Origin of the sequence: Kangiella profundi (assembly GCF_002838765.1) — a bacterium.
GTDB classification, from domain to species: domain Bacteria; phylum Pseudomonadota; class Gammaproteobacteria; order Enterobacterales; family Kangiellaceae; genus Kangiella; species Kangiella profundi.
The window spans coordinates 14,740-34,951 of sequence record NZ_CP025120.1 but is presented as its reverse complement, the minus strand read 5'-3'; the positions used below and the strand labels follow the sequence as shown (position 1 = coordinate 34,951).

Sequence of the window (20,212 nt, the reverse complement as noted above, 5' to 3'; positions counted from 1 at the left end):
CCCGGCGAATATTTGTCCGTTTGAGCCGATTGTTATGTTCTTTTAAGATCATGCTTAGCTACCTCGACGAGCTTTTTCATTGCTTTATCGTGCTCTTTATATTCTTGCTCATAGAACTCAAATTTTGGTTCGTTATAGTAATCCAGCTGCTCTCGGCTTCTTAATTTTTGGAGAACATCTACTGCATCTTGAGATATATAAAATGCGCCAATGTCGGTAGCTTTACTTAGCGATGATGAAGCGCGTATATACTCTTGAAGTAATTCTCGCTCTCGATCATCAGACAACCCTGTACCTTGCCCATAATCTTCCTTATGTACCCTGAAGTATTTAATCATGTCATATAGAGCGACAATGATTTCTTCGTATGCTTGCTCACACCTAGTAATTTGGGATTTATAACTTTCAAGTTTTAAATCATATTCATGTTTTACTGAGGCTTTAAGTCTTTCTAATAGCCAATTACGACATAGATAAGTAAGAAGCGCGATTAAACCAACACTACTAACTGAGCTAAGAAATGCAACTAGAATAGTTTCCATACTTCCTCTTGAACATAACGCTCGGTTGTGCAGCAGTGAACGAGTACGCAAGTGAGCTGTCGCCACACCAACCGCATTTTATATTCAGATTGCAGAACCATAAATAGGCTCCCTTTCCAACTTTGAATATACTATTTCTCTTTGAAGTTTTGTGTATCCAAATTTATCAAGAATTGCTGTGACTGAGTTTTTAAAAAAAACTGGAGCTCCTGGCGATACATATATGGACTCAATTAAGGCGTTCAAATCAACCTTCCTTTCCAGACCGGTTGGTAATTCTTCTTGCTCCATATCTTTGTCAGAGGCAAATATTTTATTGAGTTTCTCGTTATACTGAATCACTGCACGGAGTTCTTGTTCATAATGGAAGGTTTTACCTTTGTTGAAAAACGGTACTAGTTCTGTTGGTCCATAGACACTTAATTGCTCTGTTTCATAATCTTTATAGTCCACAAGACCTAAAGTCACTTCATTGTAATTTTTTAATGCACCATATAATTTATTGTATGTCGACTGAATTGCGACAGAACTCCCTGATTTTCCATATATTTTCCACATCGCGTAAGACTCTATGTCAGAAATATGCCAACAATTAATAAAAGTGTACTTAGGTAATTCTCGTGCAATCTTTATTTTCTGAGCTTTTTCATCTTCAGTTAAATTTAGATTGTTCATCGTTTTAGCGTAAAGCTTTGAATGTGAGCCTTCAAAGGGATCATCGAAGAACTTCGCAGAGCTGAACCACAAAGATTCGTTTGCTAGCAAAGATACGAATTGCGCCAAATCCATGTAACGCCAAATTTTAGGATTTTCATTATTTGCGGGACGAGTCATTTTCCACGCTTTAGTATTCAACGATAACTCCTTTCAAAAAATAACGATTGAGTTGTGGGGCATAATAAGGCGCGCAGCGACTTATTTGGTCCCGCACGAACGAATTGTTATGTGCAAACTTCAAAATTTAGCTCTCCGCCTTTGATTGTAACCGAACCAAAATCACCCTCAACTTCAAACCCACCTGAAACTATTGAGAGCGTATCAATATTTCCATAATCAATTTATCCATCCGGGTCTGTTGATGAAGCAACAGCTTCGATAGGTTTTAGACCTTGGATTGAATCGACCCCTACAAATGACAGAAATGCTTTCTTATAACAGGTGTATTCATTTTTCTTTGGTTCAGTATAAAATTTTGATTCAGGCCAAATACTAGCCTCAAGGTCAAAGGATAAACGACCTTCACTCTGGGAACAGCCCAAAACAAACGAGTCGTTTAGATCAATCCCTTTAAATATTTCTAATTCAGTCCAATTCATGTTTTTTGCACATAACATTTTATTATACGAATTGATTCGTAAGACTTTATTATCATTAGTCTTTTTTTACAAGTGTCGATTTTATGGATATTTAAGAGATTAGCGGATGACCGAAGGGAATGCCCTGGTGCGGTAAATTCGGTATATCCCGTATATTTCAGGCAAAACAGGTAGCTTTATCAGCTATTTCTCACCGCTGTTTGCGAATAACCATATTTTCATTAACTAAGTACTTACTTATTATCTAGCCATCAATAACAAGTAACGTTATATGGCTAGTTCACCCTTTATTAGCAGTATCAGACAACAACTCCGTTTAAATCATTACAGTTATCAAACTGAGAAAGTTCTTACTAATCGCTATTAGTATTCATTCTCGCTTTTAGAACTCTATTCCATATTTCTGGTGTGCTACTTTCCCATACGCCTCTTAATAATTTCCTGAACTCAGGATTTATTTTGGCTTCCTCTTCAATTACCTCAATGTATTCTTCTCCATGTAAGTCTATTAGATCTTCCAAAGGCCCAGCAGCTAGCATTTCTTTTACTTTTTGACTCGGTTCTCTATGCAGAATTTCTAGTATAATCTTCCAGCAAAGCTCTGGATGCTCATTCTCGAGTTCGAAAAACTTATTAACTGACCAATGCAGTACACCATTTTCACTTATACTGGTATTGTTATCTTGAGCTTTAATATATTCATCGACCCAAGCCTTCATTTCTTTTTTAGTTAATTTCATTGGGCTTCCTAAGTTGAGTTGAACCCCCTTTCTTACTTTGTCTTACTTCTCTTAAAGTAAACAATCCTGTAATTGCAATGACTAGAATAATTGCTAGCACGATAATAGCTGTAGAGACCCACTTTGATTCATGCTGATGTAACTCCATACACTATTAATAAGTAGGCTACAGGCCCAATTATCACTAAAGCTGTTAGGAAGGCCATTAATATTCTCAAATATCCTTTCCAGTTCATACGTTAACCTGATTTATATCGATTATTTAATTTAACTTTTTTTCATATTATTTACTATTAGAGCATAAAGAGCAGATCCTGATTTTCATCAGGATGACATGCCTCTTGTCCATACATTATTTCCAACAAACCTTCCAACCATTTTAGCATCCCACACAAACTCCTTAATCTTTTTCCTACATAACTTTAAGACTTCTGATATTCATTCTTCATTCTTATTTCTCTACGATTGCGGGTTACATTTCTTATAACAAGGACAAAGGATGTCTCTCGCTATTGTGTATTCCCGCGCCGGGGTTGGAATTGAAGCGCCATTAGTTACCGTTGAAGTGCATTTGTCGCACGGTCTACCAAGTTTGAATATTGTTGGTTTGCCGGAGGCGGCGGTTAAGGAAAGTAAGGATCGGGTTCGTAGCGCGATTATTAATTCTAACTTTGAATTTCCGGCGCGCCGCATCACTATCAATCTGGCACCAGCGGATTTGCCTAAAGAAGGTGGTCGTTTTGATTTACCCATTGCGCTTGGTATTTTAGCGGCGTCTGGTCAGCTTCCGTCAGACTATCTTCCCAATTATGAATTTATTGGTGAACTGGCTTTGACTGGTGAATTGCGTCCGGTTAAAGGAGTTTTGCCGGTGGCTCTGGCTTGCACTGAGGATAAGCGAACTCTGGTTGTGCCAGAAGCGAATTCTGCAGAGGCGGGTTTGGTGCCGTCGGTGCAGGCGGTCCATGCCAAGCACTTGCTGGATGTCTGTCAGTCGTTGATGCGCAACACGCCTTTACCCGAATGTATTAATGATGCTGTGGTAAATGATTACGACTTTGATATGGATATGTCGGATGTCATTGCGCAGGAGTCGGCCAAGCGCGCTTTGACCATTGCCGCTGCGGGCAAGCACCACCTGTTGTTTATTGGTCCGCCGGGAACAGGAAAAAGTATGCTCGCTTCAAGGATGCAGACCATTCTGTCACCCATGACGGAACAGGAAGCCAAAGAGTCAGCATCCATTTATTCGGTGAGTCATTTTGGCTTTGATGCCAGTCAGTTTTTCGTACGCAAATATCGCGCGCCTCATCATTCATGTTCTGCGCCTGCTTTGATTGGTGGCGGAAGTCATCCAAAGCCTGGTGAAATCTCATTGTCGCATAATGGGGTGTTATTTCTGGATGAGTTGACCGAGTTTTCCCGTCAGGTGTTGGATAACCTTCGTGAGCCATTGGAAAGCGGAAAAGTCACCATTTCTCGCGCGGCCCATCAGGCAGAGTATCCTGCTAACTTCATGTTTTTGGCAGCAACCAACCCCTGCCCCTGTGGTCATTACGGTAACCCAAAAGGTTCCTGTCGTTGCACACCTGATGTTATTCGTCGTTATCTTGGCAAAATTTCTGGGCCACTTTTAGATCGAATTGATATGCAGGTTGAGGTTCCGCTTCTCAGTCAGCAGGAATTAACTAATGGCAAACCTAAAGATTCAAATCCACGAGAAACGAGCGAATTCTTACGTCAACGTGTCATCGAATGCCAATCAGCTCAGTATCAACGTCAGGGCAAACTCAATGGGCAATTACAGGCTGGTGAAATTGATGAGCATTGTCTCTTATCAGATTCCGCAAAAACACTTTTGAATAAAGCCCTTGAGCAACTGAATTTATCTGCCCGCTCCTATCACCGAATCATAAAAGTCTCGCGGACCATTGCGGATCTGTCGGGCGAGGATATGATTCAGCCCCAACATATCAGTGAGACCTTGAATTATCGAAAGATTGAACGCTATTTAGCGCAGTTGCCCTAAGATCTTTTAGAGCTAATCTTAACTTCATAATGAGTTATTGCCCGAACACTTAATGATTTTCATGTACGGATTTCTTTATATACGCACTGAATTATTCTTACGATTTTCCACGTAAAAACATTCTGGGACCTATGGCCAAAATCGTATTTTGAGACTTAAACATACTAAACGAGAGATATACTGGCTTGATATAAGGGAAAACCCTTATTGTTTATTTGCGTGTTTTTTTGTGTAGTAAATATAGAGCCAATGACTTTGGATGTTGCCAATGAAACCCTGGTTAGCTACCAAACTGCCAGTTCACAGCAACCCATAAACAGTCTGGTGGAATCCATGGCTGTCGGTACTTTTCCGAACGCTGAGTAGGAACAAAATGCAAAACGCTCAGATTGGGCTCCACCTTTAAACCACTAAGGAGGTTTGTATGAAATTTTTTATTACTACATTAATGGCTAGCTTTTTATTAATGGCCTGTGCTTCCAGCCCGGTTTACAGTCCTGCCTCAGATAACGGATTCGGTTATAGCCACAGCCAGTTGGACAGCAACAGTTATCGTGTTCATTTTAAAATGCGCGGCGACGATACCAAGCAAGCTATGGATTATGCTATGCGTCGTGCGGCCCAACTGACTCTTGAAAAAGGCTATGACTGGTTTGTCATCAACGATCAGCAAACACTGACTCATACCCGACAAAATGCAGATCCCAGTATTTCTCACAGCCAGACTATGGTTGTTACTCGCGACTGCGGACTGGTTGGTTGTAAAACTCGTAGCTACCCAGTTCATCAGACTACATTCGGTACTCAACTAGAGTCGTCACAGAGTATGGTTGAGAGTATTATCGCCATTCGCATGGGCAAAGGTGTCAGACCTCAATCTGACAATAGTTACGATGCTTTAGAAGTGCATGAGTCGATGTTAGCCAAAGACTCTTAACCATCTATTTCACAATAACCCCATAAAGCCTGGCTAGATTGGTCTAGCCAGTGCCTTTATGCCTAGCAGTTACTTGCTTATCTGCTACACCCTGTCTATATTAGCTTCTTTGCATATTTTTCCAGACTATTACTCCTATAATGAATCTTGTTGAACACTTTGCGCCATTCCGTCAGGGAATTATTGGCGAAAACCATCGCTATGACAGTGCACCCAATGGTGAGTCTATTTTGTATGCGGACTGGACGGCCAGCGGTCGTCTGTATCGCCCAATAGAAGACTTTATTATCAACACCTTAGGTCCTTATGTTGCTAATACTCATACCGAAACCACATTGACTGGCACCACCATGACTGAGGCCTATCATGATGCTCAGCAGATCATCAAACGTCATGTTAATGCCGATGAGAATGATGTGTTGATCGCCGCAGGTTCTGGAATGACTTTGGTTATCAACAAATTCCAGCGGATGCTGGGCCTTCGTGTACCTGAAAAATGGCGCGACCGTCTAGATATTAAGGAACAAGAAAAGCCGTTAGTGCTGGTAACTCATATGGAACACCACTCTAACCAGACAACATGGCATGAGTGTGAAGTGACTTTGGAGATTATCCGTTCGGATGCTCAGGGGCGCCCCGATCTTGGCCATATGCGTGAACTTCTCGAAAAATATAAAGATCGACTGGTAAAAATCGGCTCCTTCACAGCCTGCAGTAATGTTACGGGTATTAAGACGCCCTATCATGAAATGGCTAAAATCATGCATCAACATAACGGCCTTTGCTTTGTTGATTTTGCCGCCTCTGCACCTTATGTAGATATTGATATGCACCCATCGGATCCAGAGCAAAAACTGGATGCGATATTTATTTCACCGCATAAACTCCTGGGCGGCCCGGGTAGCAGTGGAATTTTGATTTTTGATAAAAAACTATATGACTGCAAAGTCCCCGATCAGCCTGGCGGCGGCACTGTATCATGGACCAACCCCTGGGGTGAACATCGCTTCTTCGACAACATCGAAGCTCGTGAGGATGGTGGTACACCCGGTTTCCTACAAACCATAAAAGCAGCGCTAGCTTTCAAGCTGAAAGACGCAATGGGCGTCGATAAGATTCAGCAACGAGAAGCGCAACTTGCAAAAATTCTACTTGATGGATTTTCTCAGATTCCTGATGTCAGAATTTTAGAAGGCGAACAAAAAGATCGTCTCTGTATTGTTTCCTTTTACGTTCTAGGTATTCACCATAACCTGATTGTCCGCCTGCTAAATGATCGCTTCGGCATCCAGACTCGCGGTGGTTGCTCCTGTGCTGGTACCTATGGCCATTTATTGCTTGGTGTTGATCAATTACAAAGTCATGAAATCACCAATAAAATTGATCAGGGTGATCTAACCGACAAGCCGGGATGGGTTCGGGTTTCACTTCATCCAACCAATCATGATGAAGAAGCCTATTTTATCGTTGATGCTCTGAAGCAAGTGGTTGAAAATGCTGAAAGCTGGTCAAAAGATTATGATTTTAATCCGGCCAGTGGTGAGTTTACCCCCAAGTTCAAACAGGCCCGTTTAAAGTCATTATGTGACTTTTCACCCATATAGGTGATTCTTTTAGGTAACAGTCGATTGCGCGATGGTATAGATTAAGGCAGAATTTAATTATGAATCAACTAGTCACAAACGGTAACATGGCATTCACTGATGAGATGCAAAAGCACTCCGCAGATGCTGCGAAATTGCTTAAAAATATTTCCAACGAACAACGGTTGATGATTCTCTGTATTCTGCTCGAGAAAGAGTTATCCGTTGGTGAATTAAATGAAATGCTACCCCAATTAAGTCAATCTGCTTTATCACAACATCTTGCCTTGCTACGTAAGAGCGACCTGGTCACTACACGCCGTCACTCACAAACGATTTATTATTCTTTAGCATCGACAGAAGTCGCTCGCATCATTCACTTACTCCATGAAATCTATTGTCAGGAGACCTGTTAATGCAACCTTGTTTACAAAATTACATTGGCTCGATAAAACAAAACATCAAAGAAATCAGCATTGACGATTTCAAATGTACAGATTGTACCAATGCTCTAATTATTGATGTTCGTGAACCTGCTGAACATGCAGAAGGAATCATTGAAGGAGCCCTACCAATCCCACGCGGAGTCTTAGAATTTAAATTATTTAGTCATCCTGTTTTAGAAGGATTGTCTGAAGAAGAGATTCTTAATAAACCAATTTATATTTATTGTGCATCAGGTGGTCGCTCTGCGTGTAGTGCTCATGCCTTGGAACAGATCGGATTTAAGAATGTTTTTTCTGTTGCCGGTGGTATTAAACAGTGGACGGAATCTGGCGGAAATCTTGTTAAGCCATAATCCTTTATAATATTTTTATAGTTCAGGTAAGGGCAGGCCAATGTGCCTGCCCTTTTTTATTTTCCCTATTACAATCCCTGCGCTGCCTGCTTTTCTGTTTTAAATCCCAATTTTTTAATCACCATCATAGCTGGGCAAAAGCCCGTAAACGCAGACTGAAATAAATTTGCGCCCACAAATACTGTTAACCATAACCAGTAAGGGTGAACGTACCAGGTTAATACTACTGATAATAGAACCATAAAGCCGGCGAAAGCCATCAGTACTCTTTCGGCGGTCATTTTTTTCTCTGCCATAGGATTACCTCCTAAAATTGATATCTCACACGCACATAGGCGTTACTTGCATCTTCAAACTGACCAAAGAAAGTGTGTTCTTCCTGGCCATTGAATAGATTGGCTCCAATCGTAAATAACCACTCGTCACTAAAACGGTAATTCAAGCTGGGCCTTAAATAACTGTCATCATCTGTTGGTGAATAAAACGCAAACAGTGACCATACAAATTTATCTTTAGCTGTTCGATAAGTGACTCGTGTAGTCAGCAAGTGTCGCTTTTCTTCAGCTTCATACTGTGGGAATGGTGAGTTCGCTATTAACTCATCGTAATCCTTAGTCCACTCCAGATAATACTGTAGACCCAAGGTTAAACGGGTTGCCACTTCTGCTTCATACCCTGCCAGAAATCGCCACTGTGAATTTTTCACAAATGGATCGCTACCCTCGCTATCTTCTACTGCGTCATGATAAGCAACTTCCACATTGTAAAGGCCGCTTTCAATACTGCCTCGAACGCTTGCACCAAAGATATCTTTTCTGTGGAATGTTGGTTGCAATGTATTGGTGATGCCAACCGGCTGTTTGTCGAATCCACGATAGCCATACAGTGCATACTCAGTGCCTTCTACATTCTTATACAGTCGCAGCGCAATTTCGCTATTACCTAAATTCTCATCTGGCTCTACCGGATTGACAACATCGGTTCCACCAATACTTCCGCCAACTATCGGATTAAATAATGAAAATCTTTCGCCATTAATATAACGATCTTCTTCAAATACTGGCGTCCAGACCAGATCCACATTCACTGCATCAAAGTAACTGGTTACTCGAACCGAGTTTGCTGGCGCTTTCAAATAGGTATCTTCTCGACCTGAAAAAAATGACTGCCAGTCTTTGGGAAACAAGTCATTAAGAAACACCAGGTCACCGGTTCCCCAGGTGCTGATTTGACGTCCAATTTTAAAATCGGTGTTACCAAATGCTGAAAAGCTCCAGGCTAATTCACGAATGTCCAGTTCCATTTCATCTGTTACACCGTCATACCAGGTGTCTCCTCGGAAACTGAAGTCTACGTCTTCGCCTTTATAATCAGTTTCCAGATGACCACGCAGTTCATTCAAGGTTTCTTTATTCTCAAACAAGGGATCGGTTTGTAGTCTTTGGCCGTAACCTGCTTCTACAAACCCTGCCCATGACCAGTTGGAAGATTCTTCTTCATCCCACTCCTCTTCCCAGACATCGCCCCATTTTTCATCTTGAGAGTCACCCTCTTCTGCGGCGAAACTGGCAGGCAATCCATGAGCGGCTAGTAAGCCGCCCATAAATAACCATTTAAAGATTCGAGTTTTATTAGTCATCATCATTCCTTTTAAACCAATCTTACTCTTGCTCTGCTTCCAGCCACTCGCGTGGAGGGTTTCTTAAGGAGCGCGACGTAAATACATCTTCCGGTACGCCAATGTTATAAACCGGACGACGGAATTCCATGTAAGTCACGCTACCTGTTTCCAGGTTCGATATTTTTGATTTCATCACTGTTGGAATACCTTGCACCTCTTCAACTTCCGCAACATCCATTCGACGATAGACTTCACCTTTTTCATTAAAGTACTCAACCGTCATAGGCAAAAAGGTTTCTTTGTTGATGTTGGCAATGTAATACGCAAACTCCACATTACTTTTATCCTGTGGAATATTTTTTACAATGTAAGCCGTATCGGTGACTTCCAATAGTTCATGTGTATCGAGCGCTGGGTTGCGACCCGAAACATCTTCATAGAAGAAATCGGAACCTACAAAGCTGGTACGTTTATCACCGGCTGAAATTCTTTTTTCCAAGTCCAGTCCCGGCAAATATAGCCAACGGTCATCATCACGATCGACATGCTTGTTCACTAAAAATACTGTGCCCCGCACATCTGATGGTCGACTGAACACAACCAGAAAGTTCTGATCACCTTCGTCCTGTATGTCTTTACGCAATATCACGAATTGTCTTAACTGACGATTACCGTCTTTATCGACAATCATCATGCGCGCATCGCTACGCCCATCATCGCCAGCGTAATACGAAACCTTATTCGCCTTGCTGATAATTTCTTCAACACTTAGCTCACTTTCTGCCGCCTGCAAACTGGCTGTCATCATTGGCAAGGTTAAACCTGTTACCAACAATGTTAAAAATTTCTGCTTAATACTTTTCTGTAAGCTTTTCATTTAAAGCCTCCTTAAGATTTAAATGCCCACTTGCGTGTAGCTTTTAATGCCACTGGCAATAACACCAGTGTTACCACTGCTGATGCAGCCATAATCGTTGCCAGGAAGAAACCAACCGTTATGTAAGGCACTAGCGGCGCAAACAACAGTGGCGTAAAACCAATTGCAATAACAATAGCGTTTCTGCTGATTGCTGATGCAGGTTCTTCAAACATCTTGATCATGGTTTGTTTAAAATCACCTGTCTGTTTAAAGATATCTCTGGCCCTTTCCAAAAAGTGAATTGCAAAGTCAATGGACAATCCCAGGGTCAACGATGACAACACTGCAATTGGCATATCATAATCTTTGCCAACCCAACCAATTAAGCCGTAGATAAACAGAATCGTAATACTCAACGGCAACATGGCCAGCAAACCAAACAGGATGCTGCGGAACAATACGATCATCATGACCAACACCACGACAAAGGCACTCATTAAACTATCCAACATGCCCTTCACCATTTCATCCTGCCACACCATGTTCAGATAACTCTTTCCCGCCCATTGCGCTTTTACACCTTCTGGTAACGGGTTGTCGGCCAGATACTGATCGACAAATTCCACTACCTTGGTCATATCCTGATTATCACCACTGGTCAGCTGTAACCAGATAGCAGTCGAGCTGTATTCCTTGGTCACCATGTGCCACAAATCCTGCGGTCTGTGTGATGATTGATATTGCAACAGAGCCTGTGCCACACCATTCTGGCTGTCTGGTATGACAAAGTCCTTAGGCTGACCGGTTTTCAATTCGCGTGTCACTGTTTTCACTACATCGGCCAAAGAATTACTTTTACCAACGTATCCACTTTCAACTAAAGCCTGCTGCAGTTTTTCAATTTCACGTAAAATTTCTGGCTGCTGGAAATAGGCCACTTTAATTCGTGCCTGATCTGCTTTCATAATCAGATCTTCCAGTACTTCCGCCTCTTCGTCAGTAGCATCAAACAGTTTATCTTCAAGCAATATCATGACCTGATTCAGCTGTGTTGTTAGCTGATTTTCGTTTTGCATGATATTCATCACTTCAGACTTTAGTGCGTTGTCTTCTATTGCCTGAACCGACTTCATCCAGTTTTCTTTCGCTTCTGATTCATCAGCTTCCAACACCAGATAGGCGTCATAGGTTCCCGCAAAGTGATCGTTTAACACCCTATCCGCCACTCGAATTTCGTGATCCGCTTTAAACCAGCGTACCGGGTTATCATTTATCTGAATCTGCGTAATGCCCCAGACACTCAAGGCAACTACTGCTACAAAAAATACCGTTACTAACTTACTGGCAGCCAGACTGCCCTTACCAATCCTTTTAAGGATTTTTTGTAGCGTGCCTTCTTGCTTAGCTTCACTCTGTAGCGACTCTAATGACTTTGGCTTCAACGCAATCAGGTAGGCAGGAATAAATATAATGGTCAAAATAAACGCCAATAAAATTCCAAAACCAACATATGCACCAAAGATCTGTACTGGTGGTATTGGTGTAAGCAACAGCGAGAAGAAACCTACTGCCGAAGTGATACTGGTATACAGCATGGGCGTAAATAGATGACCGATCACTTCTTTAATCACTTCTTTTCTATCACGTCCGGGTTTGTAGCTGTCTGCAAACTCCGACATGATGTGAATCGAATCCACCACAGCAATCGGCATCAGGAAGATTGGAATCATCGAACTCATGATGTGTACGGTAAAGCCCATGCCAATCAACAACCCCATCGTGATAATCACCGTTGCCATGGCAATAATCATTGGCGCTGCAATAAATTTAAAGTTGCGGAAGAAAACCCACATCAATATAAATATCACCAACGCTGCCAATGGAGCTGAAATTCCCATCTGCACAAACATCTGATAACCGAATGTATCTTCGGCTACCGGTAAACCTGTGATGTGATATTCATCTTCTGAATCGAGCTGACTGATTAAGCCCTGTATCTCCTGAGAAATTCGGTAGCTCTCATCCTTATCTAATATAGGCACATAGATTGCAGTGGCCTTATCATCACCAGATGCCAGGGTATCCTGTAATAATGGTAAGCGTTCTACCTGTTGATTTATCCAGTCTGCCTGGCGCTGAGTTTCAGGGGCTTCTTTCATCAACCACTCAAAGCGAATGGTGCCAGGTCCTTCCTGGCTGATATTATCGACCGTCGACAATGCCATCATATCCGGTGCAACTACACCTTCTATTTCTGCAATTCCATCAGTTAATTTTTTAATCGCTGCCAGTGATCGAGGGTTAAAAATCCCCTTTTCACTATTATTCACCGCGCCCACAACAATAATGTCATATAAATCAAAACGATCTTTTACATCATTATGGTAGACGCGTGAGGCTTGATCTTCAGCCAGCATATTCTCCGGATCAGTATCCACCACAATATTTGGAATCATGGCTCCGGTAATTGCCGTTATAAGCAATGTAATGATGAATACCCATTTGGGCTTCGTCATTGAGAATTTAAGCAGGGACTGTTTCATATAACCTTCCATTCAACTCTTTTTTAGAGTGTTAATTAGAGATTTCTAATATATTGTAGATTAGTATTTGCTAATATTCAAACAATAAACTATCCTAACTAGCAAATTTATTGATTCAATATAGCATGTCTATCGAAATTAAATCCTTCTATCACGATGATACTGGCACCTGGAGCTATGTTCTTCTTGATCCTGATCAAAATTTAGCCACTATTATCGATCCTGTCATGGACTTTGATTTAAGTTCCGGCAAGGTTAGTTACCAATCGGCTAACCAACTTATTGATTACATTAAACAAAATTCACTTACCTTACAATGGATTCTGGAGACTCATGCCCATGCAGATCACATTTCTGCGGCACAGCACATAAAGCAGCAACTTGGGGGGCAAATTGTCATCGGCGAGGGTATTAAAGAGGTTCAGACCCATTTCAGTGACTTCTTTAATATTGATATGCCGATTGATGGTAGCCAGTTTGATAGGCTGATGGCCAAAGGTGAGAAGCTACCCTTCGGTAGTTATGAATTTACCGCCTATCAAACTCCCGGGCATACCAATGACAGTATGAGCTATGAAATTGAAGGCAATCTGTTTATTGGCGACACTTTCTTTCATCCTGATACGGGTACTGCTCGCTGTGACTTTCCAGGCGGCGATGCTGAAAAGCTTTTCGATAGCTTGCAATTGCTGTTGTCATTCCCGGAAGACTATAAACTTTGGCTTTGCCATGACTATCCCGATGGGCGTGAGCCAGAAACCGGAATTAGTGTTGCCGACATGAAACACAATGTTCACCTGCAGCAATCCAGGAACGATAAAAGCGAATTTGTTAAGATTCGCACCAAACGTGACTCGACTTTGGATGTTCCCCGCCTGATTTACCCATCTGTGCAACTAAACATTCGTGCTGCTGAATTGCCACAGGGCGAAAGCAATGGTCGTAAGTATTTGAAAATGCCTTTGTTTGTGCAAAAAGAACACAACTGATTTCTCATAGGCTCTGCATTTCTTGAATTACCATTGTCTTTGCTGGCGGCAAATTGCTAAACTTGCCGCCAGTTTTGATTAACCTTTTTCCAGCCTTGTCTTTACCTCAACTCAATGAAAAACAGCGCGAAGCTTTGCTAGCCACCCAGGGCCCCCTGCTGGTGTTAGCGGGTGCAGGTAGTGGTAAAACAAGTGTGATCACTCGCAAAATCGTTTACTTAATCAAAGAAAAACAAATTCCTGCCCGCAATATTGTTGCTGTTACCTTCACCAATAAAGCTGCCCGTGAAATGAAGCAACGGGTCAGCAAACTGGCAGGTTCTAATGCAACCCAAGGTCTGACCGTTTCGACCTTCCATAACTTTGGCCTTAACTTCATCCGACGCGAATATAAGAAGCTGGGTATGAAGTCCAACTTCACTATCTTTGATGATCAAGATACTCTAGCCTTGCTCAAGGATCTGGGCTTTAAGGAAGCTGAAAGCGACAAGCAATTACTGTTCAGGTTACAACAGCAAATTTCTGCCTGGAAAAATGATCTGATCCTTCCGGAGCAGGCTATTAACTACGCCAAGGATCAGGAGCAGCTCATTTTTTCTAAAGTCTACGAAAAATATGCTCGTAGCATGAAAGCCTATAACGCTGTCGATTTTGATGACCTGATTTTGATCCCCACATTGCTATTACGTGACGATCCGGAAGTTCGCGAAAAGTGGCAAAATAAAATTCGCTATTTGTTGGTCGATGAATATCAGGATACCAACACCAGTCAGTATGAGCTGATTAAGCATTTAGTCGGTCAGTTTGGCAGCTTTACCGTGGTTGGCGACGATGATCAGTCTATCTATTCCTGGCGCGGTGCTCGTCCTGAAAATCTTGATCAGCTGGCAAAAGATTATCCCAATTTACAAGTTATCAAGTTGGAGCAAAACTATCGCTCCTATGGGCGCATTTTAAAAGCAGCTAACGTTCTGATTGATAACAACCCTCACGTGTTCGAAAAAAAACTCTGGTCTGACAAACCTTATGGAGATCCGCTTAAAGTCGTTACCTGTCCGAATGAAGATGCTGAAGCGGAAAAGGTTGTCACTGAGATTATAAGCCGCAAGGTTCGCACTAAAAATGGTCGTTATTCTGACTTCGCGATTCTTTATCGCGGTAATCATCAGGCGAAAATTTTCGAGCGAACCTTAATTGCCAATAATGTCCCCTACAAAATTTCCGGAAGTACATCCTTCTTTTCTCGTGCAGAAATCAAAGACATTATGGCTTACCTTCGACTGCTGACGAACCCTGACGATGATAATGCTTTCTTGCGCATCGCCAATACTCCGCGTCGTGGCATTGGACCTACGACCTTAGAACAGTTGGGTTCTTATGCCAATATGCGCCATATCAGCTTGTTTGCCGCCACTCAAGAAATCGGATTGGAGCAACACCTACAAGGTAAGGGTTTAGAAAACATCCGTCGCTTTGCCGATCTAATTTCGCGTGCTTCTGATAATGCCGAGCGCGGTGACAGCGTTGGCGTTATACATGATCTGGTAGCACGTATTGGTTACCACTCCTGGTTACATGAAACTTCCAGCACACCAAAAGCCGCTGAATATCGTTGGAACAACATTCAGGAATTATTAGGCTGGGTAGAAAAAGGGATCGATGATAATGAGCATGATCCCAATCCGTTTGCAGCAGCTGTGGCAAACCTGATGTTGCGTGACATGCTCGATCGTAATGAAAAAGAAGAAGAAGAATCCAACGAAGTTCAGTTAATGACGCTGCACGCAGCGAAAGGTCTGGAGTTTAATCACGTTTATCTGGTGGGCATGGAAGAAGAGTTTCTACCACACAAGTCCAGTATTGAGAACGATGATATCGAAGAAGAAAGACGCCTCGCCTATGTTGGCATCACCCGCGCCCAGCAGACTTTGACATTTACTCTCTGCAAAAAACGTTCGAAATATGGTGAGGTCATGGCTTGTGAACCCAGTCGCTTCCTGGAGGAGTTACCTCAGGACGATCTCGACTGGGATGCTAAGCGCAAACCATTAAGTGAAGAAGAGCAGGAACAATTGGCAAGTGATAACATTTCAATGTTGAAATCCCTTTTTGCAGATTAAAATTATCTACTCTGGTTTACCTTCCTTAAATTGTGCGAAACAAATCCAGTTCCCATAGGGATCAGTACAAATCGTTTCCGTGGCACCATAAAATGTCTCGCGCTCTTCAATCAGGATATTTTCACCTGTAAGCATCTTTTGTATCCCTGAAATATCTTCAACCTCGACAAACAAAAAGGTGTTTGATTCTGGTAAAACTTGATTGATATCTTCTTCGATACTGGCGGTTGTTTGAAACATTATTTCTGTTTTTCCATTGCCCAAAATAACAAAACCGATCTCATCACCTTGAGGGACTGAAGTAACCACTTCAAAGCCAACTTTCTCCCAAAATTTTATGCCTTTCTCCAGATTCTTGACCACAATCACATTTGTAATCTTCTGACAGTTCGACTGCATCACAATTCTCCTATTGATGTTCACCTTAGATTCACCCGTTTCAGTATAGACTACAATTAAACTTTTACATTCTTTTAGTTGCTAACTTTTCTTTTATTAGCCAATATAAAAGAAAAGCACAGGAGGTGCACTATGACAATATTTGAGTGGATAATCGTAATCCTTGTATCAGTACTGATATTTTTATTCGGCCTGGCCGGCGTCACCGGCAGTATATTTTTTGATACCGAACGTCAACAAAACCGTTCAGAAAAAAAGCTACAAAATAAACCGTGACATATATCCCCACTAAGCTCTTCTCAAATCAAAAAAGGCTCCAGATGGAGCCTTTATATCTTGTATAGTTTAATATCAATTCAACCTCTGGAACACGGTTGCAATACCTTGCCCCAAACCAATACACATAGTTGAAATACCGAACTCTTTATCCTTGTCTTCCATCAGTCGAAGTAAGGTTGTAGAAATTCGAGCTCCTGAACAACCTAGCGGATGGCCAAGTGCGATAGCACCACCATTTAGATTGACTTTATCCTGCCAGTTGTCACGCATCCCCAATCCATCCAGTACTGCAATTGATTGAGCCGCGAAAGCTTCGTTCAATTCAAATAGATCGATATCAGAGAGTTTCATTCCAGCACGCTTAAGTGCTTTATTGACTGCTGGAACTGGGCCGAATCCCATGATTGACGGATCACAACCGGCCACACCCATTGATACGATTTTGGCAATCGGTTTTAAACCTAAAGCTTCGGCTTTTTCTCGAGACATGACCAACATTGCTGCTGCGCCATCTGATATGGCTGATGATGTTGCCGCAGTTACGGTACCGTCTTTTGGATTAAAGACCGGACGTAACTTTGCCATATCTTCTATTGTTGACTCAGGACGAATCACTTCATCAAAGTCATACAGTCTAAGGCCACCGGTTTCATCATGCGCTTCCATTGCCAGGATTTCTTTTTTGAAACGACCTTCGACAGTAGCTTTGTGTGCTAACTGATGCGAACGGTAACCAAACTCATCCTGCTCCTGGCGAGATACTTTATGCATAATCGCCAGCATTTCTGCGGTTAATCCCATCATGCCTGCAGCTTTTGCTGTGTATTTAGCCAGTTCAGGATCAAAATCAATACCATGGTTCATAGGTACATGACCCATATGCTCAACACCACCGATAATGAACACGTCACCATCACCGACCATAATCGAACGGGCAGCCGTGTGTAGCGCCTGCATTGAAGAACCGCATAATCGGTTAACTGTTTGGCCGGCTACGGTATGCGGTAAGCTGGTTTTTAACATAGCATTACGGGCAATATTAAAGCCCTGCTCGAGAGTTTGCTGCACACAACCCCAGATCACATCTTCCACATCTGCCGGATCCAACGCGTCATTGCGATCCAGTAGACCCTGGATTAATCTAGCGGATAGTTCTTCGGCGCGAGTGTTTCTAAACATGCCACCTTTCGAACGCCCCATTGGGGTACGAATGGCATCTACTATTACTACTTCATTCATCATTAATTCCCCTTTGGTTATGCGTTGTAAAATGTTTTGTTTTCTTTAGCCATTGCTACCATACCTTCGGTAGGCTCATAAGCCTTACCCAAATGTTTGTACTTATTGGCCAAATCAACAATTGCCTGCATGCCGTTATCATCAACATACTTGAATACACCGCCGCGGAATGGAGGGAAGCCCAACCCGTAAATTAAGGCCATATCACCTTCTGCCGGACTGGCAATAATGCCTTCTTCGAAGCAGCGAATAGTTTCGATAATCATTGGTAGCATGGTGCGAGCAATAATTTCGTCGTCTGAGAAATCTTTGGTTTCCGCACAAACTTCTTTTAAAATTTCATAAGCTTTCGGATCGGCTTCTTTGGTCGGCTTGCCTTTTTTATCGGTACCGTACACATAAAAACCTTTACCATTTTTCTGACCATAACGGTCATGTTCAAACATGACATCAATAGCATCTTTCTCTTCCTTGCTCATGCGATCCGGGAATCCTTCAGCCATTACTTCAGCTGCATGTTTACCAGTATCCATTCCCACCACATCAAGCAAATAGGCTGGGCCCATTGGCCAACCAAATTTTTTGCTCATGATTTTATCGACCTGCTGGAAGTCGGCACCATCTCGCAAGAGTTTGGTGAAACCACCAAAGTATGGGAACAGGACACGATTTACAAAAAAGCCCGGACAGTCATTGACCACAACCGGTGATTTACCCATGGCGCTGGCATAAGCAACAACGCTGGCAATAGTTTCTTCTGAAGTGTCTTTGCCGCGTATCACTTCAACTAATGGCATTTTGTGTACAGGATTAAAGAAGTGCATCCCACAGAATTTCTCAGGACGTTTGAGCGCACTTGCCAGTCTGTCAATTGAGATAGTTGAAGTGTTTGAACAGATGATGGCATCTTCGGGCATCATTTCTTCCACTTCTTTCAAAACAGCTTCTTTGACTTTTGGGTTTTCTACTACTGCTTCAACCACAATATTAGTATGCTTGATTTCATCATAGCTAAGCGTTGGTTTAATGCTGGCAATACCCTGGGCCATTTTCTCAGTGCTGATCTTGCCGTATTTAACTCCTTTACCAAACAACTTGATGGCTTCGTTCATGCCTTGCTCAAGAGCTTCCTGGCGAATGTCTTTCATAATTGCAGGTACGCCTCGTGAAGCCGATTGATAGGCAATGCCACCACCCATAATGCCCGCACCCAGTACAGTTGCTGCTTTTACATCAACATTTTTCGCCATGGAAGCCTGCTTGGCTTTTTTCTTTAATACCTGATCGTTAAGGAACAGTTGAATCAAAGAAGAAGCCTGCGGGCTTTGCGCTACATCAGCAAAGGCTTCATGTTCAAACTTAATTGCATCTGCCAAGGGTTGTCCTGCACCTTTTTCGATTGCTTCAACGGCTTTGACCGGTGCTGGATAATGAGGACCTGCCTGTCCAGCAATATAGGCTTTCGAGGTCATAAATGACATGGTCGCTTCAATCTTATTAAGCTGCAATGGCCCTGTTTTTTCAGCACGGCGGCCTTTCCAGTCTATTTTGTCTTTAATCGCTTCTATTAACATGCGCTCAGTGGCTTCGAACAGACTCTCACCATCAACAACCGCATCTACAGCTCCTACTTTTAGAGCAGCTTCTGGTTTGCTTGGTTTACCACCAGCAATCCATTCAAAGGCATTATCCGCGCCAATCACTCGCGGTAGACGAGTAGTTCCACCAAATCCTGGAATTAAGCCAAGTTTCGTTTCTGGTAAGCCAACCTGAGCATTGGTTGAGGCAACGCGCAGGTCACAACTTAAGCACATTTCCATACCGCCACCCAGGGCCACACCATTAATTGCTGCTGCGGTTGGGAAAGGCAGATTTTCAAATCCTGAGAAAATGGCATTTGCTTCCACGATCCATTGCATCAGCTCTTCACGCGGTAAAGCGAATAAACTTAGAAACTCAGTGATATCAGCACCGACAATAAAAACCGGCTTGCCACTGGTAACCATGGCGGCTTTAACATCTGAGTTATCTTTTAACAAGCTAATGACTTTATTTAGTTCTTCTAAGGTATCGCGGTCAAATTTATTGACCGACTCTTTCTGATTGTCAAAACAGACTTCTGCAATCCCAGTTGGGTGCAATCTGCATTGAATCGATTGACCTTCAAATATCATTCTTAATCTCCATTGCTGGCTGCCATTCATTAGCAGGAAATGC

Annotated in this window: 19 protein-coding genes; 8 read left to right on the top strand and 11 right to left on the bottom strand. The window is 42.4% G+C overall.

What is annotated here, in order from left to right:
- Positions 1-32 precede the first annotated feature (32 nt).
- The 4 genes from CW740_RS00155 to CW740_RS00140 form a co-directional block, all read right to left on the bottom strand.
- The gene (locus CW740_RS00155; RefSeq protein WP_106645654.1) at positions 33-542 is read right to left on the bottom strand and encodes a hypothetical protein; all 510 of its coding nucleotides are present in this window, start codon (positions 540-542) and stop codon (positions 33-35) included.
- 84 nt (positions 543-626) lie between these two features.
- Entirely contained in the window at positions 627-1,397 is a 771-nt protein-coding gene (locus CW740_RS00150; protein ID WP_157826384.1) for a hypothetical protein, read from the bottom strand.
- Positions 1,398-1,600: 203 nt separating this feature from the next.
- On the bottom strand, positions 1,601-1,858 hold the full coding sequence (locus tag CW740_RS00145; RefSeq protein WP_106645652.1) for a hypothetical protein: 258 nt from the start codon (positions 1,856-1,858) through the stop codon (positions 1,601-1,603).
- 353 nt (positions 1,859-2,211) lie between these two features.
- Complete coding sequence (locus CW740_RS00140; RefSeq protein ID WP_106645651.1) at positions 2,212-2,598, bottom strand: DUF6869 domain-containing protein; 387 nt, start codon at positions 2,596-2,598, stop codon at positions 2,212-2,214.
- Positions 2,599-3,097: 499 nt separating this feature from the next.
- On the opposite strand from CW740_RS00140, the gene CW740_RS00135 reads away from it, so the two are divergent.
- From CW740_RS00135 to CW740_RS00115, 5 genes are all read left to right on the top strand, one after another.
- A complete protein-coding gene (locus CW740_RS00135; RefSeq protein WP_106645650.1) occupies positions 3,098-4,627 on the top strand; it encodes a YifB family Mg chelatase-like AAA ATPase in 1,530 nt (509 codons plus the stop codon).
- A 424-nt stretch (positions 4,628-5,051) separates the two neighbouring features.
- A complete protein-coding gene (locus CW740_RS00130; protein WP_106645649.1) occupies positions 5,052-5,564 on the top strand; it encodes a CC0125/CC1285 family lipoprotein in 513 nt (170 codons plus the stop codon).
- A gap of 140 nt (positions 5,565-5,704) precedes the next feature.
- Positions 5,705-7,168, top strand: a complete 1,464-nt coding sequence (locus tag CW740_RS00125; RefSeq protein WP_106645648.1) for an aminotransferase class V-fold PLP-dependent enzyme — start codon at positions 5,705-5,707, stop codon at positions 7,166-7,168.
- An 86-nt stretch (positions 7,169-7,254) separates the two neighbouring features.
- Positions 7,255-7,563, top strand: a complete 309-nt coding sequence (locus CW740_RS00120; RefSeq protein WP_373286460.1) for an ArsR/SmtB family transcription factor — start codon at positions 7,255-7,257, stop codon at positions 7,561-7,563.
- Positions 7,563-7,946, top strand: a complete 384-nt coding sequence (locus CW740_RS00115; protein WP_106645646.1) for a rhodanese-like domain-containing protein — start codon at positions 7,563-7,565, stop codon at positions 7,944-7,946. Before CW740_RS00120 ends, CW740_RS00115 begins: the two co-directional genes overlap by 1 nt.
- Positions 7,947-8,014: 68 nt before the next feature.
- Here CW740_RS00115 and CW740_RS00110 read toward each other — a convergent pair whose 3' ends face one another.
- From CW740_RS00110 to CW740_RS00095, 4 genes are read right to left on the bottom strand one after another with little or no spacing between them, the layout of a single operon-like run.
- On the bottom strand, positions 8,015-8,227 hold the full coding sequence (locus CW740_RS00110) for a YgaP family membrane protein (RefSeq protein WP_106647945.1): 213 nt from the start codon (positions 8,225-8,227) through the stop codon (positions 8,015-8,017).
- A gap of 26 nt (positions 8,228-8,253) precedes the next feature.
- Positions 8,254-9,585, bottom strand: coding sequence for a hypothetical protein (locus CW740_RS00105; protein ID WP_106645645.1), 1,332 nt, complete (start codon positions 9,583-9,585; stop codon positions 8,254-8,256).
- Between the two features lie 22 nt (positions 9,586-9,607).
- The gene (locus CW740_RS00100) at positions 9,608-10,444 is read right to left on the bottom strand and encodes an outer membrane lipoprotein-sorting protein (protein ID WP_106645644.1); all 837 of its coding nucleotides are present in this window, start codon (positions 10,442-10,444) and stop codon (positions 9,608-9,610) included.
- 11 nt (positions 10,445-10,455) lie between these two features.
- Positions 10,456-12,969: an efflux RND transporter permease subunit gene (locus CW740_RS00095; RefSeq protein WP_227523869.1), complete on the bottom strand. Its 2,514-nt coding sequence runs from the start codon at positions 12,967-12,969 to the stop codon at positions 10,456-10,458.
- Positions 12,970-13,094: 125 nt separating this feature from the next.
- Here CW740_RS00095 and CW740_RS00090 point away from each other — a divergent pair, with 125 nt between their 5' ends.
- Positions 13,095-13,958: an MBL fold metallo-hydrolase gene (locus CW740_RS00090; RefSeq protein ID WP_106645642.1), complete on the top strand. Its 864-nt coding sequence runs from the start codon at positions 13,095-13,097 to the stop codon at positions 13,956-13,958.
- Between the two features lie 95 nt (positions 13,959-14,053).
- Complete coding sequence (gene rep, locus CW740_RS00085) at positions 14,054-16,078, top strand: DNA helicase Rep (RefSeq protein WP_188459700.1); 2,025 nt, start codon at positions 14,054-14,056, stop codon at positions 16,076-16,078.
- Between the two features lie 6 nt (positions 16,079-16,084).
- On the opposite strand, the gene CW740_RS00080 is transcribed toward rep, so the two are convergent.
- Positions 16,085-16,477, bottom strand: a complete 393-nt coding sequence (locus CW740_RS00080; RefSeq protein ID WP_106645640.1) for a VOC family protein — start codon at positions 16,475-16,477, stop codon at positions 16,085-16,087.
- A gap of 132 nt (positions 16,478-16,609) precedes the next feature.
- Between CW740_RS00080 and CW740_RS12470 the strand changes: the two genes are divergently transcribed.
- Entirely contained in the window at positions 16,610-16,753 is a 144-nt protein-coding gene (locus CW740_RS12470) for a hypothetical protein (protein ID WP_188459672.1), read from the top strand.
- A 75-nt stretch (positions 16,754-16,828) separates the two neighbouring features.
- Here the strand turns inward: CW740_RS12470 and fadA are convergent, their stop codons facing one another.
- Both fadA and fadB read right to left on the bottom strand, forming a co-directional pair.
- Positions 16,829-17,995, bottom strand: a complete 1,167-nt coding sequence (gene fadA / locus CW740_RS00075) for an acetyl-CoA C-acyltransferase FadA (protein WP_188459701.1) — start codon at positions 17,993-17,995, stop codon at positions 16,829-16,831.
- A 17-nt stretch (positions 17,996-18,012) separates the two neighbouring features.
- Positions 18,013-20,169: a fatty acid oxidation complex subunit alpha FadB gene (gene fadB / locus CW740_RS00070; RefSeq protein WP_106645638.1), complete on the bottom strand. Its 2,157-nt coding sequence runs from the start codon at positions 20,167-20,169 to the stop codon at positions 18,013-18,015.
- Positions 20,170-20,212: the final 43 nt, after the last annotated feature.